This window comes from Bacillus sp. GbtcB10, from assembly GCF_019091365.1.
Classification (GTDB): domain Bacteria; phylum Bacillota; class Bacilli; order Bacillales; family Bacillaceae; genus Bacillus; species Bacillus altitudinis.
The window spans coordinates 838690-857408 of record NZ_JAGXJP010000002.1 but is presented as its reverse complement, the minus strand read 5'-3'; the positions used below and the strand labels follow the sequence as shown (position 1 = coordinate 857408).

General features: G+C 42.4%; 15 protein-coding genes. 6 read left to right on the top strand and 9 right to left on the bottom strand.

Annotation, left to right across the window (positions count from 1 at the left end; all coding sequences use genetic code 11):
- Positions 1–274: 274 nt before the first annotated feature.
- The 6 genes from KVT11_RS09705 to KVT11_RS09680 form a co-directional block, all read right to left on the bottom strand.
- Positions 275–2341: a beta-galactosidase gene (locus tag KVT11_RS09705; protein WP_116306534.1), complete on the bottom strand. Its 2067-nt coding sequence runs from the start codon at positions 2339–2341 to the stop codon at positions 275–277.
- 23 nt (positions 2342–2364) lie between these two features.
- Complete coding sequence (locus KVT11_RS09700; protein ID WP_039962843.1) at positions 2365–3573, bottom strand: glycoside hydrolase family 53 protein; 1209 nt, start codon at positions 3571–3573, stop codon at positions 2365–2367.
- 11 nt (positions 3574–3584) lie between these two features.
- Positions 3585–4427, bottom strand: coding sequence for a galactooligosaccharide ABC transporter permease GanQ (gene ganQ, locus KVT11_RS09695; RefSeq protein ID WP_007497274.1), 843 nt, complete (start codon positions 4425–4427; stop codon positions 3585–3587).
- A 1-nt stretch (position 4428) separates the two neighbouring features.
- The gene (locus KVT11_RS09690; protein WP_116306532.1) at positions 4429–5667 is read right to left on the bottom strand and encodes a carbohydrate ABC transporter permease; all 1239 of its coding nucleotides are present in this window, start codon (positions 5665–5667) and stop codon (positions 4429–4431) included.
- Positions 5668–5812: 145 nt separating this feature from the next.
- Positions 5813–7078 carry a galactooligosaccharide ABC transporter substrate-binding protein GanS gene (gene ganS / locus KVT11_RS09685; RefSeq protein ID WP_116306530.1) on the bottom strand — a complete coding sequence of 422 codons (1266 nt, stop codon included), beginning with the start codon at positions 7076–7078 and terminating at the stop codon, positions 5813–5815.
- 172 nt (positions 7079–7250) lie between these two features.
- Positions 7251–8246, bottom strand: a complete 996-nt coding sequence (locus KVT11_RS09680) for a LacI family DNA-binding transcriptional regulator (protein ID WP_025208261.1) — start codon at positions 8244–8246, stop codon at positions 7251–7253.
- Between the two features lie 172 nt (positions 8247–8418).
- On the opposite strand from KVT11_RS09680, the gene KVT11_RS09675 reads away from it, so the two are divergent.
- Positions 8419–9318, top strand: coding sequence for a LysR family transcriptional regulator (locus KVT11_RS09675; RefSeq protein WP_017359912.1), 900 nt, complete (start codon positions 8419–8421; stop codon positions 9316–9318).
- A gap of 15 nt (positions 9319–9333) precedes the next feature.
- On the opposite strand, the gene KVT11_RS09670 is transcribed toward KVT11_RS09675, so the two are convergent.
- From KVT11_RS09670 to KVT11_RS09660, 3 genes are all read right to left on the bottom strand, one after another.
- Complete coding sequence (locus KVT11_RS09670) at positions 9334–11010, bottom strand: hypothetical protein (protein ID WP_210552270.1); 1677 nt, start codon at positions 11008–11010, stop codon at positions 9334–9336.
- 82 nt (positions 11011–11092) lie between these two features.
- On the bottom strand, positions 11093–11503 hold the full coding sequence (locus KVT11_RS09665) for a hypothetical protein (RefSeq protein WP_210552269.1): 411 nt from the start codon (positions 11501–11503) through the stop codon (positions 11093–11095).
- A gap of 12 nt (positions 11504–11515) precedes the next feature.
- Complete coding sequence (locus tag KVT11_RS09660; protein ID WP_411231025.1) at positions 11516–13027, bottom strand: lipase family protein; 1512 nt, start codon at positions 13025–13027, stop codon at positions 11516–11518.
- Positions 13028–13113: 86 nt separating this feature from the next.
- Here KVT11_RS09660 and KVT11_RS09655 point away from each other — a divergent pair, with 86 nt between their 5' ends.
- The 5 genes from KVT11_RS09655 to KVT11_RS09635 all read left to right on the top strand — a co-directional run bounded on the left by KVT11_RS09655 (position 13114) and on the right by KVT11_RS09635 (position 18680).
- Positions 13114–13614 carry a DUF1433 domain-containing protein gene (locus tag KVT11_RS09655; RefSeq protein WP_210552267.1) on the top strand — a complete coding sequence of 167 codons (501 nt, stop codon included), beginning with the start codon at positions 13114–13116 and terminating at the stop codon, positions 13612–13614.
- 97 nt (positions 13615–13711) lie between these two features.
- Positions 13712–14647: a nucleoside hydrolase gene (locus KVT11_RS09650; RefSeq protein ID WP_050826769.1), complete on the top strand. Its 936-nt coding sequence runs from the start codon at positions 13712–13714 to the stop codon at positions 14645–14647.
- A 116-nt stretch (positions 14648–14763) separates the two neighbouring features.
- A complete protein-coding gene (locus tag KVT11_RS09645) occupies positions 14764–15597 on the top strand; it encodes a MurR/RpiR family transcriptional regulator (RefSeq protein ID WP_038475582.1) in 834 nt (277 codons plus the stop codon).
- Between the two features lie 185 nt (positions 15598–15782).
- Entirely contained in the window at positions 15783–17327 is a 1545-nt protein-coding gene (gene gntK / locus KVT11_RS09640; protein WP_017359904.1) for a gluconokinase, read from the top strand.
- Positions 17328–17351: 24 nt separating this feature from the next.
- Positions 17352–18680 (top strand): GntP family permease, encoded by a 1329-nt coding sequence (locus KVT11_RS09635; protein ID WP_017359903.1) that lies wholly within the window; start codon positions 17352–17354, stop codon positions 18678–18680.
- The last annotated feature ends 39 nt before the right edge of the window (positions 18681–18719 follow it).

The window sequence follows — 18719 nt, the reverse complement described above, 5'->3', positions numbered from 1 at the left end:
AACCGTTTACATTTGTTTGTTTTTATACCAATGCAGTCCCACATCTGCATTGAAAAAAAGAGTATCAAAAATATGAGTATTAGGCAACCGCTTTCATACCTATACAATGGTAAAAAAGGATGGTGAATCCAATCGTGGCGCGGTGTTCAATATGTCAAAAAATTTAGATAAAAAATAATGATTCTATTGGTAATCTACTACCGGAAGAGATTTTATAGGTATTTAGATTCACTTAAAAGTAAAAAGCGCCCTTTGGATGGACGCTTCTTTCACGCTATTTTTTCAAAATAACGTATTCGTAAGGATTCAGTTGTAACTGTTGAGATGTATGCTGTCCAGTCAGCATATTTTCATAGCTTTCCGCTGAATCTAGTGAAATGTTCTGTTGCTGTTCTGTAAAATTCATCATAAACACAAAGTCCTGCGATCCATCTGTTCGTTTCTGGACACTGACGCCCTCTGGAATCGAAGAGGATAGGATCGGTTGTATGCCTATTCCTGTGATAAGGTCTTCGTAAAAATCATCATAAAACGCCTGCTCATTTTCAGAAGCCATATAGTATGCTTTCCCTTTGCCAAATGGACGGACAGTAAGGGCGGGCTGTCCTTCATAGCAGCCATTCTCAAAATGCCCTAACACAGAGGCTGTTTCAGGATGAATGGACTCGCAATATTGCCCGACATGATAAGTGCGTCCATTTCCTGTGGTCATTAAAACGTGTTCATCTGGCATCAATGTGTTGATTTCCTCTGCCCAAACACCAAGTACATGGCGGAGAGGACCGGGGAAACCACCAAGGAAACAGAGGTCGTTTTCATCGACCATGCCGCTCCAGTATGTTGCCACAAAAATGCCGCCCTCTTTGACAAATGCTTCGATCTTTTCTGCCACGCCTGGTTTGATCATGTAGAGCATTGGTCCAACAAGCACTCGATAGGATGAGAAATCCTTTTCCATCCCGACAATATCAACAGGGATGCCCTTTTTCCAGAAGCTTCGATAATGAGTTTGGCAAGCCTCTACATAGCGTTTGTTGGTATTATTTAAGCCTTGCGCATCATCAATTGCCCAATGGTTTTCCCAATCATATATGATGGCGACTTCTGGTTGAACGGATGTACCCGCAATCGGCTGAAGCTGCTCCAGCTGTTTTCCTAAATCAGCAACTTCTTGAAACACACGCGTGTGTTCATGTCCTGAATGATCCACAACAGCGCCGTGGAATTTTTCAGAGGCGCCTCGACCTTGTCTCCACTGGAAATAAAGGACGGAGTCGGACCCGTGGGCAATCGCCTGCATGGCAGAGAGGTGTGCCATTCCTTTATGCTTCACCTTATTCACTTCATGCCAGTTCACGAGGCTTGGTGTGCTTTCCATCACAAGAAACGGCTGACCGCCCTTTAATGAACGATACAAATCGTGAACGAAGGCGACGTTTGACGCTAATTCTGCAGTGGTTTCTCTGCCGCTATGCCATGCTGGATAGCTATCCCATGAGATCACGTCGACTTCTTTTGCAAATTGATGATAATCCAGTCCAAGGAATGGACGCATATGCGGATAGTCGCCCATAAAATTGGTGGTTACTGGCACATGAGGTGTTAATTCTCTCAGCGGTTCAATCTCATTTTGATAAAAATTGATCGTTTGCGCTGTGACAAAACGCTTCCAATCTAGGTTCATGCCGTGAATCATATGCTCCCCGTGAGGTGCTGGTGACTCGATTTGCGACCAATCGGTAAAGGTGTGGCTCCAAAATCCCGTCCACCATGCTTGATTCAAAGCTTCAAGGTCATGGTTGTATTTGTCTTTCAAATAGTCTCTAAATGCTTCTTGGCAAAGATCACAATGACATTCACCGCCGTATTCATTTGAAATGTGCCACATGATCAGCGCTGGATGATCCTTGTAGCGTTCAGCGAGCAAACGATTGAGTGTATTCGTTTTTTCTCGATAAACCGGTGAGGTGAAGCAATGATTATGGCGAAGTCCGTGTAAGTTGCGCTGGCGGTTTGCTTCAACGCGTAAGACTTCTGGATATGTTTGCGAGAGCCAAGCAGGTCTTGCTCCGCTTGGCGTGGCGAGAATGGCGTGAGCTCCCTGCGCTGCCAAGCGGTCCATGATATCATCCAGCCAGGCAAAATCATATTCCCCTTCTTTTGGCTCGAGCTTGCTCCAAGCGAAAATATTGATAGAGAATGTTTGACAGTGTGCAAGCTTCATTAATCGAAAATCTTCGTCAATGATCTCCGGCATATGGAGCCATTGATCAGGATTATAGTCGCCACCATGCAAAAAGCCTTTCACATTTGGGTGGACGAGTGGGTAACGCTTTCCCATTTTGTCACGTCCTATCTGTTTAATTACGGTGTCATTTGTTTAAATACATCAAGAGAAGGCAGGGCTTTTCCGTTGAAATCGAACATGGCCTGATTTTCCCAAGCATTCCCGACTGTCCCGGTTGTTTGAATATAAGCGAGCCCGTATTGACTAGACCACGGAGCACCTTTTGCTGGAATCCAAAGCGGCTCCCAATAAAAGAACCCTTTCCCGCGATTGTTTTTTACTTGTGAAATTTTTTCTGATAGATCTCGTATAAAAGATGCCTGCCCTTGTGGTGATGCTGGATAACCGGCCGTATTGACTGAATCTTGGTTAAATGAGTTATCGAGGTTGTCACCATTTGCTGTTGTAAAGCCGTAGGCGGTTTCTACCACGATGACATCTTTGTTATAGCGGGCGCTAATATCATTCATATTGTTAGTAAGACCGCTAAATCCGCCGTCCCAATACGGGTAGTAAGATAAACCGATCGTATCGAACGAAACGCCTCGTTTGGTGATTTCATCAAACCACCAGCGAGATGCACCATTGTCTCCTCCATGTGCAAGGTGAAGCATGACTTTGATGTTTGAATCGACAGAGCGGACAGCATTTGTCCCCGCTTTTAGCAAAGCAGCGAGCCGGTCAAATTCACCGCCGCCTTCACCCCAGCTCTTTCCGTTCGGCCAAAGCATACCTGAATTCAATTCATTCCCGACCTGTACCATATTTGGCAGGGCATTTTGTGCTTTCATCGCTTTAAGTACATCGCTTGTGTAAGTGCCAACAGCTTTTTCTAAATCGCTTTGCGAGAGATTGGTCCAAGCTTTCGGTTTGAACTGTTTACCGGGATCGGTCCAGAAATCACTGTAGTGAAAATCAAGCAGCACTTTCATGTTTTGTGCTTTTGCACGTTTCGAGAGAGCAATGGCGGTATTTAAATCGTTTGTCCCGCCGTTATAGGCACGGCCTTGGTTGTCGTATGGATGGTTCCAGAGTCTGATGCGCACATAGTTGACACCTTTCTCTTTTAATAGCTTGAGCGGATCAACCTGCTGCCAGTTTTGGTTGTAGTATTTGCCGCCGCTTCGCTCCACTTCTGCGAGCATGGAGATATCGGCTCCTTTGATGAAATCACCTTGCAATCCATTGATCGGTTTCACCGAAATCGTATCAGCCTTTGCTTCAGGCAGAATACCTAACCCCATCAGAAAGAAAACGACAACAGTGACAAGCAACCATTTCTTCATCAAATCTCCCCTTATCCTTTTGTCCCGCCTTGTGTGAGGCCGGATACAAATTGTTTTTGTAAAACAAGAAACAATAAAGCAACTGGAATCGCAATGAGTAAAGCCCCGGCTGCAAAGGTCGTGTAGCTGGCACCCATTTTGTCTGATACAAGATTGTATAGACCGATTGGGAGCGTATACATTTCGGGTGAGCGGACAATGACACTGGAGATGATGAAATCACCGAGCGGTCCTGTAAATGAGTTGATGGCAACAACGGCTAAAATCGGCTTGGCAAGCGGCATAATAATTTGGATGAAAATCCGGAAATGCCCTGCGCCATCCATTCTGGCTGATTCATCGAGATCCTTTGGAATCGCATCAAGATAGCCTTTCATTAAATACGTATTCATCGGAATTTGTCCGCCTGCATAAATCAAAATCAATGCAAGGTGGCTGTTAATGAGTCCAAGCATTTGAGCCAATACAAATATGGCAATCAGTGCTGAAAATTGAGGAATCATTTGCAGCAGCAAAAAGAGCATCAGTCCATTCTTGCGTCCTTTGAATCGGAACCTAGAAAAGGCATAACCTGTAAAGCTGACAAGTATCAACGTTAAGAGCATAGTCGCAATACTGATTTTCATTGAGTTCCAATACCATTTCGCATAAAGTGCTCCCTGACCGAAGAAGAGTTCTGTAAAGTGGCTGAACGTTGGATTCTTCGGAAACATGCTTGTGCTCATCAGGCTGTTCCCAGGATTAAAGGAAGCGCCGATCGTCCAAAGGAGTGGATATAGAATACAAACGGAGGCAATGAAAAGGATGAAATAAGTGATACTCAGGCGAATGAGCTTATTTTGTTTTGATCCCATATCACATCATGTCCTCCTCTTTGAATGAATTCGTTCTCTTAAACTGCCAAAGTGCAATGGCAATGACGAAGATTGACAGTAAGATCGTAACAGCTGCAGCAAGTGCATATTGAGAAGACTGCATCGTCAGTTTGTAAATCCAAGACACCAAGATGTCTGTGCCCCCCGCTGTGGATCCAGCAACAGGCGGCCCCCCACCATTAAATAAGTAGATGATATTAAAGTTGTTAAAGTTAAACGTATATTGCGTGATTAATATTGGTGCAATTGAATAGAGGACAAGCGGTAATGTAATGGAACGGAATTTCTGAAAGAAATTTGCCCCATCAATGGTTGCAGCCTCGTATAAATCTTCAGGAATGGCCTGCAAAACGCCAGTTGTCATAATGAACACAAAAGGAAAACCAAGCCAAGTCTGCATCGCAATAAGAGCGATTTTGCTCCAAAATGGATCTGTCAGCCATGGTTTTGGATCAATTCCAATCGATGCAAAAAGGGTATTGTTGATCGCACCAAACGTGTCGTTAAACAATCCAGCAAACACCAAAATGGTCACAAATCCTGGAACAGCCCACGGCAGAATCAAAATCGTTCTGAAAAACCGTTTTCCTTTTAAATCTTTTTGATTGAGCAGAACCGCTAGAAAAATGCCGACAGCACATTGAAGGGTCGATGCAGCCAACGTCCATACGACCGTCCAGCCCAGTACATCAATGAATGTGTCTCTCCAAATATCGATTGAAAAGATATTTTGAAAGTTTTTGATGCCTACCCAATCAATGAGATTGGCAGGAGGCGAGTGGTATAAATCATAGTTTGTAAAGGCCAGCGCAAAGCTGAACATAATAGGAAAGACAACAGAGAATAGAAGTAAAAAGAAAGCAGGAGTGCTCATTAAGTAAGGAAAGCCTTGATCGATGAGCTGATGGTATTGAGCACGGATGGAATGAAGCGGACCCCCTTGATCACGTTTCTTTCCGTTCATAAATGCATCTCGTATCATGAGTACATAAAAACCGATGCCAAATCCAGCTGTTAAAAGTGCAATAATTCCTTTTGCTAAAAGGAAAACAGAGTTGTCACGAGGCAGCATCGTACCAAGTGTGAACAGCCCCCAGAAGCCAATATTGAATAAATCATAAAACACTACTAGAAAAGAAACGCCAAACAGGAAAAAGAGTGCCCCTTTGCCATACTGTTTGTTGTATATTTGCCCCATCCCGGGTATAAGAGAGAACATTAGCGCCCGTCTCCGGTGTGTCTTTGATTCCACTATGTGTGTGCGGTCTAGTTCAAGGTTACCCGTCACGTCTAACACCTACTTCATATGAAATTAGATCAAGTGCAGGCAGCATGATAGATGAACAGCTACCTGCGCTTGATGTTTATTTGGAGTGATTCGCTTTAATTTGTGAGTCGATTTGTTTGACCGCATCATCAAATGCTTTTTTCACATCGGTACGGCCAGTCGCAATCAGCCCTAATGCGCTGTCAATCGGCTTCCACACCTCTGCCATTTCTGGATTGTTCGGTGTCAGTGTGGCATATTTCGTTTGCTTTGAAACAGCATCCGCATTAGCGTTTTCAGTAATGACTGGGTCTTTCATCAGCTTTTTCACTGGTGGAATTTCCTCTGTGACTTCAAAGCGCTTTTTCGAATTTTTTTCGTTCGTGATAAACTCAACAAATTTTTCGGCAAGTTCTTTATTTTTAGAATAAGAGGAGACGTTGTAGCTCTTTACACCTAAGAACGAGCTCATATGTTTTCCGTTAGGGAGTGTTGGCAGTTCGGACACGCCATAGTCGATACCCGCTTCTTTATAAGGACCAAATGACCATGGACCAGAAATCACAGCCGCTGCCTTTTTCTCAGTGAATAAGGAATTGAGGACATTGATTCCTTGCTCACCAATGATGCCTTTCGGGAAAAGTCCTTCGCTAAAGAATGTCTGAATGTATTTTCCGCCTTCGATGGCACCATCGTTATTAAGACCAATATCATTGACGTCATAAGACCCATCGTTTTTCTGTTTGAAAATATAGCCGCCTGAACCGCCTAATACACTTTGTGCGTAATAAATTTCATCCCACTTCGCAACAAAACCGTATTTCCCGTCCTTTGTCAGCTTTTTCGAAAGGTCATACCAGCCATCGAGTGTCGTTGGTGCCTTTTTCACAAGGTCTTTGTTATAGAAAAGCACAGTGGTTTCAACGGATTTTGGCAGGCCATACAGCTTACCATCTACCGTTTGTGATTGAATCGATTCGTCTGTGAAGGAATTGATCACTTTTTGATCTGGTTTGATTTCTTGTAACAATCCCTCTGTGACAGCTGATCCAATTTGGTCGTGAGGCATGGTGATGACATCTGGACCAGTGCCGGCTGCGCCATCCAGACGGAGCGCTTCAATTTGGTCGGCATATGCTTTTTCGACCACTTTGACTTTCACGTCGTTTTGTTTTTCAAATTCTTTGACGGCGTCTTGAATCCCATCCGACTTTTTGACATCCTCCCACACTAGCAAGGTCTTTGTACCTGTAGATGCCGGCTGTGTACCGCTTGAATTGTCATCTCCTGGTCCGCATGCTGACAGCAGCAGCACAGCAGTACCAACGACTGCCGATAATGTCGCCCATTTTCCCTTTTTCATTCGTAATCCCCTCTCGTTCTTTTTTCACAGATGATAAGAAAACGCTTTCTTAATGTGAGAATATCAACTTGAGTAAAAAAAGTAAACACATTTTATTAAATTTATTAAGTAAAATTTTTTACTGAAATAAAGAGAAAAGAAGCCCACCATATACGGCAGGCCTTCCAGCTGTTTATATCGTGCTTTTCCGAAAGACAGGTTCTGAGGCAATCAGCACGGTTTTTGGTAATGTTCTGCCATCAACAAGTCTTTCTAAAAGTAAATCGACAGCTGTTTCGCAAAGTAAAGAGGTATGGATGTGATAAGTTGTGAGCGGTGGTGACACATATTGAGAGACGTGAATATCGTTGATACTAAAGACACTCACTCGATTTGGTAAAGAAAAACCGCGTTCATTTAATGCTTGTAAACAGCCTATCGCAAGAGGATCACTTGCGACACAAAAAGCGGTTGGCAGGTGATCACCGAGCTCGTCGATCGCCTTCATCATCAATGAATAGCCTTCATCTACAGAGAAGTGGTGACCGATATAGACCAATTGTTCATCCAGTTTGTTGTGTGCTGTCATGTACTGGCGGAAGGTCGTTTCACGAATATCTGGAATCCGCCTATTTGTATTGAGATCAAGATCTGTCCCGCCAATAAATCCGATGGATGTGTGCTGTTTTTCGATAAAAGAATCAATAATCTTTTCTACAATTCGTTTCAGGTTTGGTTTTACAGAATCAAAGCGGTCTTCATCTGGTGATGTATCAATAAAGACGATATGTTTTGTGATCGCATATAATTGATCCAGCTCAGTTTTTTTAAATCGACCGATGGCGATGATGCCTTCTGTAGAAGGATCAATAGAATGAAGACCATCAGATGGGTTGTAAGCGGTAACATTTAAGCTTCGGGTATTGGTGAGTTCCTCGATGCCTAGACGAATGGATTTAAAATAAATATCTTCAAGCTCTTCTTTTTCAGTCATCCAATAGAGAAAGGCAATTTTTTTTAGTGAATGTTTGAATGTCTTTTTTTGATAGGACAAAGCTTCTGCTGCCGCGTATACTCTCTCACGTGTTTGATTTGTAACAGATAGGTTGGGATCTTGGTTCAATACGCGAGACACGGTGGCGATGGATAATCCGGCTTTTTCCGCAATGTCCTTTATTTTAGCTGCCAAGTCAGCACCTCCTATAGAAAATATCTCCTTTCAGTATAGAGTCTTTAAAAAAATTAGTAAATATTTTTATTAAATTGATTGCGTTTAGACTGATCTTTACGATCCCGAAAGGAATTAGTAAGATATATGTATTGAAGATGTAGGATTAAGATTTCTGATAGGAGAGGGACAGATGTATTATGATGCACTGAAGACATTTGTGACAGTGGTAGAAGAGAAAAACTTTACAAAAGCAGCTCAGAAGCTACGGATTTCTCAACCGAGTGTCAGTCTTCACATTAAGAATTTGGAGCAGGAATTTCAGACGGTTCTGCTCAATCGTTCGCCAAAGCAATTAACGGTGACGCCAACTGGGGATATGCTGTACCATCGATCAAAACAAATCATTCGTTTATATGAACAGGCGAAGCAGGATATTTATGAGCATCATCATCTGGCACGAGGGAAGCTCACGATTGGAGCGAGTTTTACCATTGGGGAGTATGTGCTGCCGCAAATCTTGGCACAATTTCATCAGCTTTATCCGCATGTTGATATTGAGGTAGTCATTGATAATACAGAGGCGATCGCTAGACATGTTCGGTTGTTCCATGTCGACATCGGACTGATCGAAGGACAAACCAATGACAAAGAACTCTCTGTGGAAACGTTTCTAGAGGATGAACTGTATATCGTTGCCCCATTAGACCATCCGTTTGCAAAGAAAAAGGATGTCACCATTGATCAATTGCAAAATGAAACATGGATCACAAGAGAAGAAGGATCTGGGACAGGAGAATACTTACAGCACGTCTTGAAATCAAATGGACTGAAAGCGCGGACTTTTGTGACATTTAGCAGCAATCAAGCGATTAAAGAAGCTGTCATTCATGGAATGGGGCTGTCTGTTTTATCTAAATATGTGCTCCAGCGGGGCAGCATTGGCGGGGAATTGGCTGTCATTTCTGTGAGGGGAATGGACTTTAAACGGACATTTTCCTATGTTGAATCCCCGATGACAGGTGGGAATAAGAATAAGGAATTGCTTGTTGAGTTGTTGAGAAAAGAGAGAAAAGACGCTTCTCCGCAGTAGGAGAAACGTCTTTTTTTATAATCCTTTGATGTTGATTTCATCGACTGGTAGGAAAATCTCACCTGTATCTGTGTACTTCATGATGACTTGATCCCCTTCTTTTAAATAAATAATAAGAGGCTCTTTTTCAGAAGACATCGTGTAGTTTTTCCCATCGTCTAGTAAGAAGGTGACGGTTGTATAATCACCGGTCTTTTCCTTATACACCCTTTTCACTTTACCTGTTGACTCTTTCTTTTCTTGCTTCGATGAACTATTGACGGTACCGCCGCCTTTTTGAAGAGCTGTTTTATAGGCTCTTAGTGCTTCGTTTGGTGTAGAAGCATATGCGGCGATTTCAGGATTGGCTGCCGAAACAATAAAGTAGTTTTGCAGGAACCCATTTGAATCGAGAACAGGTGTAAGCCAGCTGGCTTCCCCATAGAAATTATAAAGAATCGGCATGCGGCCCTTCCATTTCTTCTCGATAAATCGTTTCTCAATAATTTGCAAAGCTCCCTGTGAATCCATGTAGGATTCTTCAAGATTACCCGTATAATACGTGGCTTTTCCTGTTCGGGCATTTGTTAGTGCATACCCGAGCATGGAATCAACGCCCTCTTTTGGACTCGTGAAATCTGTGAAGTAATACATATCCCCTTTTGAATCAAACACTGGACTTACATTGGCTTCCGTTCCCTCGTCTGAAGGCAGTTTCACATCTGATTTTCCAAACATACTGTTCCAGAAACCATGAACATAGTTGCCGAAGTAACTATTTTGCAGACTGACGGCCTCTGGCGAAACAGCGCCATCAATAAAGGCTGGTACTTTGTCTAAGGAATATTTCTTCGTTTCACCCGTTTTGGCATCCACAACAACCACACCTGAAGCTTTAAACCCGTTTCGTGCAGAGATGAAATCTCCAAATGTTTGGATGTAATAAGGCTTGCCATCATCATTGATCTCGAGCTGCGTATCTCCATAGAAAATCAAATCTGGATACTGAAGACGGATATGCCGCTCAATTTCCTTATTGAAATAGGAAGAAGGCGTATAGACCATCTCGGTTTTCACAAACTTTGGATTGGCAGATGAGTCGGTCGCACTTAATGTAAAGTAACCTGGTGTGCTACCAGAACGAATCCATTTAAAGAAATCGGAGAACTCGACGGGTGCGATATACACATACTCACCATTGACCTTCTGAATTTGCAAGCTGCCAAGCTCGTAGTAGCTCGTGTTTGGCACCTGTCCGAACGATTTCTTCATCTTATTGCGAGCAAATTGCGGTGGTACACTCGCAGGTGTTTCTGTCTCATCAAACGCTTTGATTTCGACTTTTTGATCCATCTTAGACACGTCGAATTTCTCATTTGCATTGAATAGAAAAGCGGTTGCCATATAAACACCGAGCAACAATAATATGAGAAATAAAACGCCCTTGATCTTCCGCTCCAATCCCACTGATAAAAAGGCACCTGCTGCTGTCACAACAAGTCCAATGAGCCACAGTGATGATGGGTTGCGGTCTAAATTGGTGATGTAGTAGAAGCCGAAAATCCCGATGATAAACAGCAGTGCCAGTCCCGCAATCCACATAAGCGGCACCTGTTGTTCAGTTCCTTTCTTTCTAACGATTAACCTGAGTGGTGTGAGCAAAAGGGTCAGGACAAGACCGATCACAACCGAAAATAACAACATATATCCCACAAACAGATCTCCTTTCAAATCAATCACTCTTTTAGTATATACGAGTGAGACGGGGAAAAGATTCACCGGATGACAGGTTCATTTAAATGCCGATCGAGTCGATGGCGGATTGAACATCTTCTTTCAGTTCAAAAAATGTGAGTCTTTGTTCGATTTTTTCGATTAAGGCGTCAATGGCTTCACCTGACATATGGGTTTGGATGTTCCTTTGATGTTTGTACACGTTAATCAGAAGGTCATCAATCAGATCTACTATTTTTTTGGCTTCTTGACGATCCTCTGCAAATTCATTTTGAAGCTGATGCCGGATGGCTCTGATCAGCGCTGTTTTCTGTTCTTCTTTGATCTTTGCTTTCAAAGCAGCCAGCTCTGCTGGTGTCATGTCTTCCGTGTCAAAGTTTGCTTTTGAGAAAATGGAGCTTGATGTATGCGTATCTGTCATTCTTTGCAAAAAACGATCTGCATCTGTTGGTTGTTTCTTTGAAAATTCCATTTATCGTTCTCCTTAAGAAATACCCATGTTCTTGGCTAGGGCCGTATCTGCATCGTGGTATTGTTTTCCTAGCTGGCTCATATCATCTGATACCGAGTCCAACCACCTTTTCATATTCATCGCATGATCAATCGCTGCATCATACTTTTTAACTGAATAGAACTCATTGTCAAGACCCTCTGTTTTTAAGTGGCGAATGACAGCATCCACATCTGAAGCCGTCAGCTGATCATACGAGCCAAAACCGACAATTTGTTTGTATCTTGAACGTACTCGTTCTACCGATTGATCCACTTTGTCATCGAGTTTCTCAATTTTGCGAATGATTTGCTGCATATGGTGCTCGGCATATGTGGAGAATTTACGACCTGTGTTCATGAGAACATGCGACTTGATTAAAATCGCTACCACACTTTGCGGATGAACATTTGATTGGCTCAATTGATGTAACATGGCGGTAGTGAGAGAAGGGTTTTTTCTCAACATATCATCAACGGTTTGAACGGAGCCATCTGACGAAAAGGAATACCGGTCTAAGCCATGGCTGCCGGCGAGGGCTTCAAGAAATAAATTCGCATCAAGTGAAGGATTCACACTCATTGCCCGATTGAGGAGATTTTTCATAAATTGGACGGCTTTTGAGGAGTCCTCAGTGTAATCGACGCCTTCAGGTAAAGCGGCATCATACATCACTTTCACACGACCGATTTCTGTCGTATGACGATTTAAGAGAGAAAGCCCGTCATTGAGATTGATATATTCTGTTAATCTACTACGGTAATCACCTTTTAATGCTTTGGCTTGCAGACCATCCGATAGATTTGGGTAAATATTCGGATTCTCAAAGGTGACCCCACCTTGAATAAAATCATTTTTGACAAGAACATAAGAAGCATTTGACCCGCCAAGTGAATGCCCTGTCACATATATCTTCGCATTCGGCATTTTCTTATGGATCTCTTTCGCATACCGGTCCGCTTGCACCATTTGATTCTCTGCACCGTGTTCAAAAGGGATATTTTTAATCAAATACTTCGTATCTGAAATCAACCAATCTTGTACAATCTCATTTGTATAGGTCGTTGTCCCTGTCGTCATCTTCGTCGTCACTTCCTTTGACGTCTCTGACTGGCTAAAAGGAGGCAGCTTTGTCAAAATGGTAGAAAGAAGATCATCTGACTCTTTTTTTCCATGTTTTTTAATGGTATCTTTATATTGGCCTGCGCCAATCGGTTCTGACCCGCGGTAGGCGATGACGGCGTTTTTAATTTTTGTGAGGTCTTTTCCTTTACCGGATCTAATATAGTCATCCGTTGAAACGAGAGTCAATGCGTTAAGTCCTTTTTCTGTTTCTTTATAGTCAATGACATACAATTTCCTGTCCTGGCTTATAGCTATGTCACTATATTTTTTATAATTATCTATTTTATAGGATGCATTCGAAATAAAATTATAGTCTTTGTCGCTAAGTTGAAAGTGTGATCTATTTTTAGACAAAATTGTCACTCCTGTAATATTTATCATGAATATTATAATTTAAAGTATATTAAATATCTATAATATGAGCGAGAAAATCTATTAATAAAAATATTTGAAGGTGGATATTTTTGATGAAAAGCACGTTGAAAATTGTATTTCTTTTGTTCACTATTGCAATCATTTTGGTAGTGACACTTATACTACAACAAGTTAAGGAAAAAAAATCAAGTGATTCTGGAGGTAATACTATCGTGGAAGAAAAAAGCGATCAAGTTAAGGCAGAAGAATTCGCAGAAAAGATGAAGCCAAAAATTGAAGAACGCCTACATAAAGAAGATATTCACAATTTTATTAAAACTATTACATTTAAAAAGAATGTATCTATAAGCCCTATGGGTTATGTCACAGTTGATGGATATATAAATAATGATGCAGAAAAATATCACTTTTCTGCATCATTAATATACAAAACTAACGAAATCGGTTCGATGAGTCATTCCCCTGATTTATCAGATCGTTTTATAGACTGGGATGAATATAAAGATGAACCTAAAGTGAAAGAAAATTTTTTGAATAGTCTCTCTGAAAAAGAACGTGAACAGTATCTCAAGGATATTGGAGAAAAAGAGTAAAAAACATTCGTTATCAGTTTGTTCCCTATAAATGATGACTAAAGTAATATGCTATTAATCAATAAAAACACTTTCATTTAAAGGAGAGATTTCATCCATGGCAAATAAAAAGAAATTGATCTTGGATGTAGACACTGGAATTGATGATGCGATTGGTATTTTGCTTGCAGTGAAAAGTAAGCGGTTTGATATGTTGGGGATCACAACGGTGTGCGGGAATGTGTCTGTTGAAGCGGCGACGTTGAATACGTGTAAAGTGCTTGAGCTGGTTGAGGCAGAGGAAATCCCTGTCATCAAAGGTGCAGTAACGCCTCTTTTAAGAGCCCCTCATTATGAACATCGGGTGCATGGGGAGGATGGAATTGGTGGCGCTTTAAAGGACGCCCGGCCTAAGAAGACCGCAGATGAAGGTTTTGCCCCTGATTTTATCATTGACCAAGTGCTGAAGTATTCGAAGCAGGTTACGCTCGTGTTGACAGGGCCGTTAACGAATTTAGCCCTTGCGGTAAAAAAATGCCCTGAGCTGATTCATCATGTGAAAGAAGTCATTTTTATGGGGGGTGTCGTGCAGGGACAGGGAAATGTCACACCGGTTGCGGAATTTAATACATATGCAGATCCAGAAGCGGCGAAATTGGTGCTGGAGGCTGGTTTCCCTTCACTGACTCAAGTAGGGCTGGATGTCACAAGACAGGTCTTGTTAACGGATGAGAGAATTGATGCCATTCAAAATGAAACGTTAGCCAGTTATATCAGAGAGAGCACAAGCATTTACCGCCAGCGCTATTTTGAGCGAAATGGGGTGTGGGCATGTGCCATGCATGATCCGCTTGCTGTAAGTCTTGCAATTGATAAACAACTTGTGAATACACAGGCTTTTCATGTAGAAGTGGAGACGAAGAGTGAGTTCTGCGATGGTCAAATGATATGTGATTTTCAGCACCAATGGGGAAAAGATCGCAATCTTCAAGTGTGTATGGATGTAGATGCTGAAGGGTTTTTTGATTTAATGATCAAAGTCTTGAATTCTTAAAAAAGAAGTCTGTGCAAACAGGCTTCTTTTTTATAAGATGGGAACATGAGGAAATGTATGCGCTCACATGAATGAGGAAGGAGTGAAGTCAATTGGCTTCTGTCAGTTTAAGTAGTATGGATAAGATAAGGGCAGCAAGCAGAGGATTGCCGCCAAAACTGAAAGCAATTGCTGAGCACATTACGAGTGAGCCCCGCGACATCATCCATTTGTCGATTGTCGAGCTTGCCAAAAAGACAGCGAGCTCAGAGGCAACGATTTTTCGTCTTTGTAAAAGGCTTGGATTTGAGGGGTATCAAGATTTGAAGATTGCTATTGCCCAGGAAATAGACCAAACGAAGCCTGATTATGTAGATGAAGAGATGAGTCTTGACGATGATACTGCCATTTTTATGCAAAAGGTATTTCAGGCAAACATCACTGCATTAAAGGATAGTTTTCAATTGTTGAATCCAGAAGATGTAGAAAAAGCCGTACAATTAATCCATGAAGCAGAGCGCTTAGAGTTTTATGGCAGCGGTGGGTCTGGCCTCATCGCCACAGATGCTTTTCACAAATTTATGAGAACAGGCATCAACTGTATTGTTCATACAGATTCTCACTTTCAAGCGATGTCGGCAGGTCTGCTTGATCAAAAGAGCACAGTGCTTGGTATATCTCATTCTGGTCGAAATAAGGATTTGCTGGATGCGATGAAAACAGCCAAGGAAAAAGGAGCGAAAACCATAGGCATTACAAGCTATCAGCGTTCTCCATTGAGTCAGCTTGCAGATGTCACGCTGTATACATCAACGCAAGAAACGGCTTTCCGAACGGAAGCGATGTCTGCTAGGCTTGCCCAGCTTACTGTGATTGATGTGCTATATTTTGCGCTTGCACATTTAAGGCAGCAGGAAACATTAACAAACTTAAAGCAAATGAGAGAAACCATTTCTCAAAAAAGAGTGTAATGGTTTCAAAAATAAATTTTTCTATTAGTGAAAAATGCTGTTGTGGTAACGATTCTAAGGTTTTAAATGAAAATTATTTTCTTTTTGATCGTTGAATGTCGAAAAAAATATTCCTATAATGGGATTTATCAGGTACACCAGCACCACGACACTTTATTTCAAATCAATGATTGGGCGTGATACAGATGAAGGGAAACCAGGCGGTAATTGGTTTGGATATTGGAACAACAAGTACAAAGGCGGTTCTATTTGGACCACAGGGGAAAGTCATATCAAAACATTCTGTTCCTTATGACCTCATTCACCCCCAGCCAGCATGGGTTGAGCAGAACCCTGAACATATTTTAGATGCTGTGATTGCGAGTGTAAGAGGCGCCTTGACGAAAGCAGCATTTGATGCAAAAAATCTCATAGGTGTGGGAATTAGTACGGCGATGCATTCCTTAATCGTCATGGATGAGAATGGAAAAGCATTAACAAACAGTATCATTTGGGCTGATAACAGAAGTGCAGAACAAGCGAAACGAATCATAACGGACTTAGATGGCTTTCAAATTTATAAAAGAACCGGAACACCGATCCATCCAATGTCACCGCTTTCAAAAATACGATGGATCAAGGAAGTGACACCTGACGTCTTCAATCAGGCAGCAAAATTCATTTCCATCAAAGAGTATGTTCTTTATCATTTCTTCGGTCAGTATGTGGTCGATTATTCAATCGCATCAGCAACAGGACTGTTCCGATTGGAAACGCTTCAATGGGACGAGAAGGCACTACGTATTGCAGGAATTCAGGTGAATCAGCTGTCTGAACTTGTTCCAACGACGCATCAGCTGCGTGGGCTTCAGCCAGAAATTGCGCTGCGAATGGGCATTGAAGAAGATACACCATTTGTTGTGGGTGCAAATGACGGTGTCCTAGCGAATCTTGGTGTTGGTGCAATTGGCAAAGGTGAGGTAGCAGTCACGATTGGGACAAGTGGTGCAGTACGTACAGTCGTAGATCATCCAATTACAGATGAGCAATCAAGAACATTTTGCTATGCATTGACAGACAAGCATTGGGTGGTCGGAGGACCGACCAATAACGGCGGAATTATGCTGAGATGGCTCAAGGATGAATTTGGGTCTTCCGAGGTGGAGGTAGCAAAGCGTCTAGGTGTAGACCCTTACGATCTGATGATTGATATTGCAGAGAAGGTTCCAGCTGGCTCAGAAGGACTGCTGTTTCTACCATTTTTAACAGGTGAGCGAGCACCTTATTGGAATCCAAACGCAAGAGGCACGTTCTTCGGGATCAGTCTTCAGCATAAGCGCGAGCACTTTATTAGAGCCGTGTTAGAAGGCGTCATTATGAGTGTTTTCTCGATCGGTGTGGCACTAAGAGATTTAACAGGTCCAGCGAAGGATGTCAGGGCTTCTGGTGGATTTGCGAGATCCCCGTTATGGCGGCAGATTTTAGCCGATACGATGGGCAGAGAAGTGCTCGTTCCAGAAAGCTACGAGGCTTCCGCACTTGGGGCGGCTGTCCTTGCACTTCATAGTTTAGGTCATATGGAAGAGATAGAAGAGGTGCAGGAATGGATTCGTATTTCTGCCCGCCATGAACCAAATATGAAGAACAACGAAACATACATAGAGCTGTTTTATTTATATGAGCGTCTCTATGACAAACTGAAGGATGAATTTGATGTCATTAGTGCGTTGCAATTAAAACAAAATCGTTAAACATCGGGGAAAAGGTGGGAGAACATGCTTTTATTCATTGTGATTGCGGCGATTGTCCTTTTACTCATTCTCATTACAGTCGCTAAGTTGAATCCGTTTGTGAGTTTGATCATTACCTCTATGCTAGTAGGCTTTGCTACAGGAATGGATTTACAGGAAATCATTCAATCGATTAAAACGGGATTAGGGAACACGTTATCGTTACTCGCGATAGTGCTAGCGCTTGGGACCATGCTTGGGAAAATGATGGCTGAGTCAGGGGGCGCTGAGCGGATCGCTCAAACACTCATCAGTCGTTTTGGGACGAAGAATGTGCATTGGGCGATGATGTTTGTAGCCTTTATCGTGGGGATACCTGTCTTTTTCCAGGTCGGATTTGTTCTTCTCATTCCCTTACTCTTTACCATTGCGATTGAAACGGGCATTTCGCTCGTGACAATTGGGATTTCATTAATCGCAGGCTTGTCTGTTGTGCATGGGTTAGTCCCGCCTCATCCAGCTGCAATGGCAGCAGTAGGCATCTATCATGCCAACGTGGGGAAAACGATTTTCTTTTCAATCATCGTCGGTTTGCCAACAGCTATTATCGCTGGACCGCTGTATGGTAAGTGGATTGGAAAACGGATACATAAACCAGTTCCAGAGATGCTCAGAAAGCAATTCACGGAACGACATGCTGATCGGAAGCTTCCTGGTTTTGCGAATACGATGTTTACCATTTTGGTGCCGGTCATTCTTATGTTGCTTGCCACGTTGGCGGACATTATTTTGCCAGAGGATAGTATGTGGTATCAGATGTTTAAGTACATTGGAGATCCCATAACAGCTTTATTGATTGCGACAGTGTATTCTTTCTTTAGTCTTGGCTTTATACAAGGGATGAGCCGTGACCGAGTGCTGTCATTCAGTAACGATTGTTTGGGACCGATCGCTTCCATTCTGCTTGTGATTGGTGCAGGCGGAGCGTTCAATAATGTATTGATCGATTCAGGCGTTGGGGATTATATTGCTGATTTAGCCAAACACTCCCCAATCTCACCGATTTTACTTAGCTGGTTGATTGCTGCGGTTATTCGTGTGGCAACAGGATCTGCTACAGTATCCATGATGACAGCGGCCGGAATTGTAGCCCCAATCGCTGCATCCATGCCGGATGTGAGCAGAGAGCTGCTTGTTTTAGCAACAGGAGCGGGTTCACTGATTTTGTCTCATGTCAATGATTCTGGTTTTTGGCTGATCAAAGAGTATTTTGGTATGACCATCAAAGAGACGTTCTTGACATGGACGGCTATGGAGACCATCATTTCCGTTAGCGCCATTGCATTTATTATGATTATTAATATGTTTATATAACGGGACAACAGCTCAATTCTTCGGGATTGGGCTGTTTTA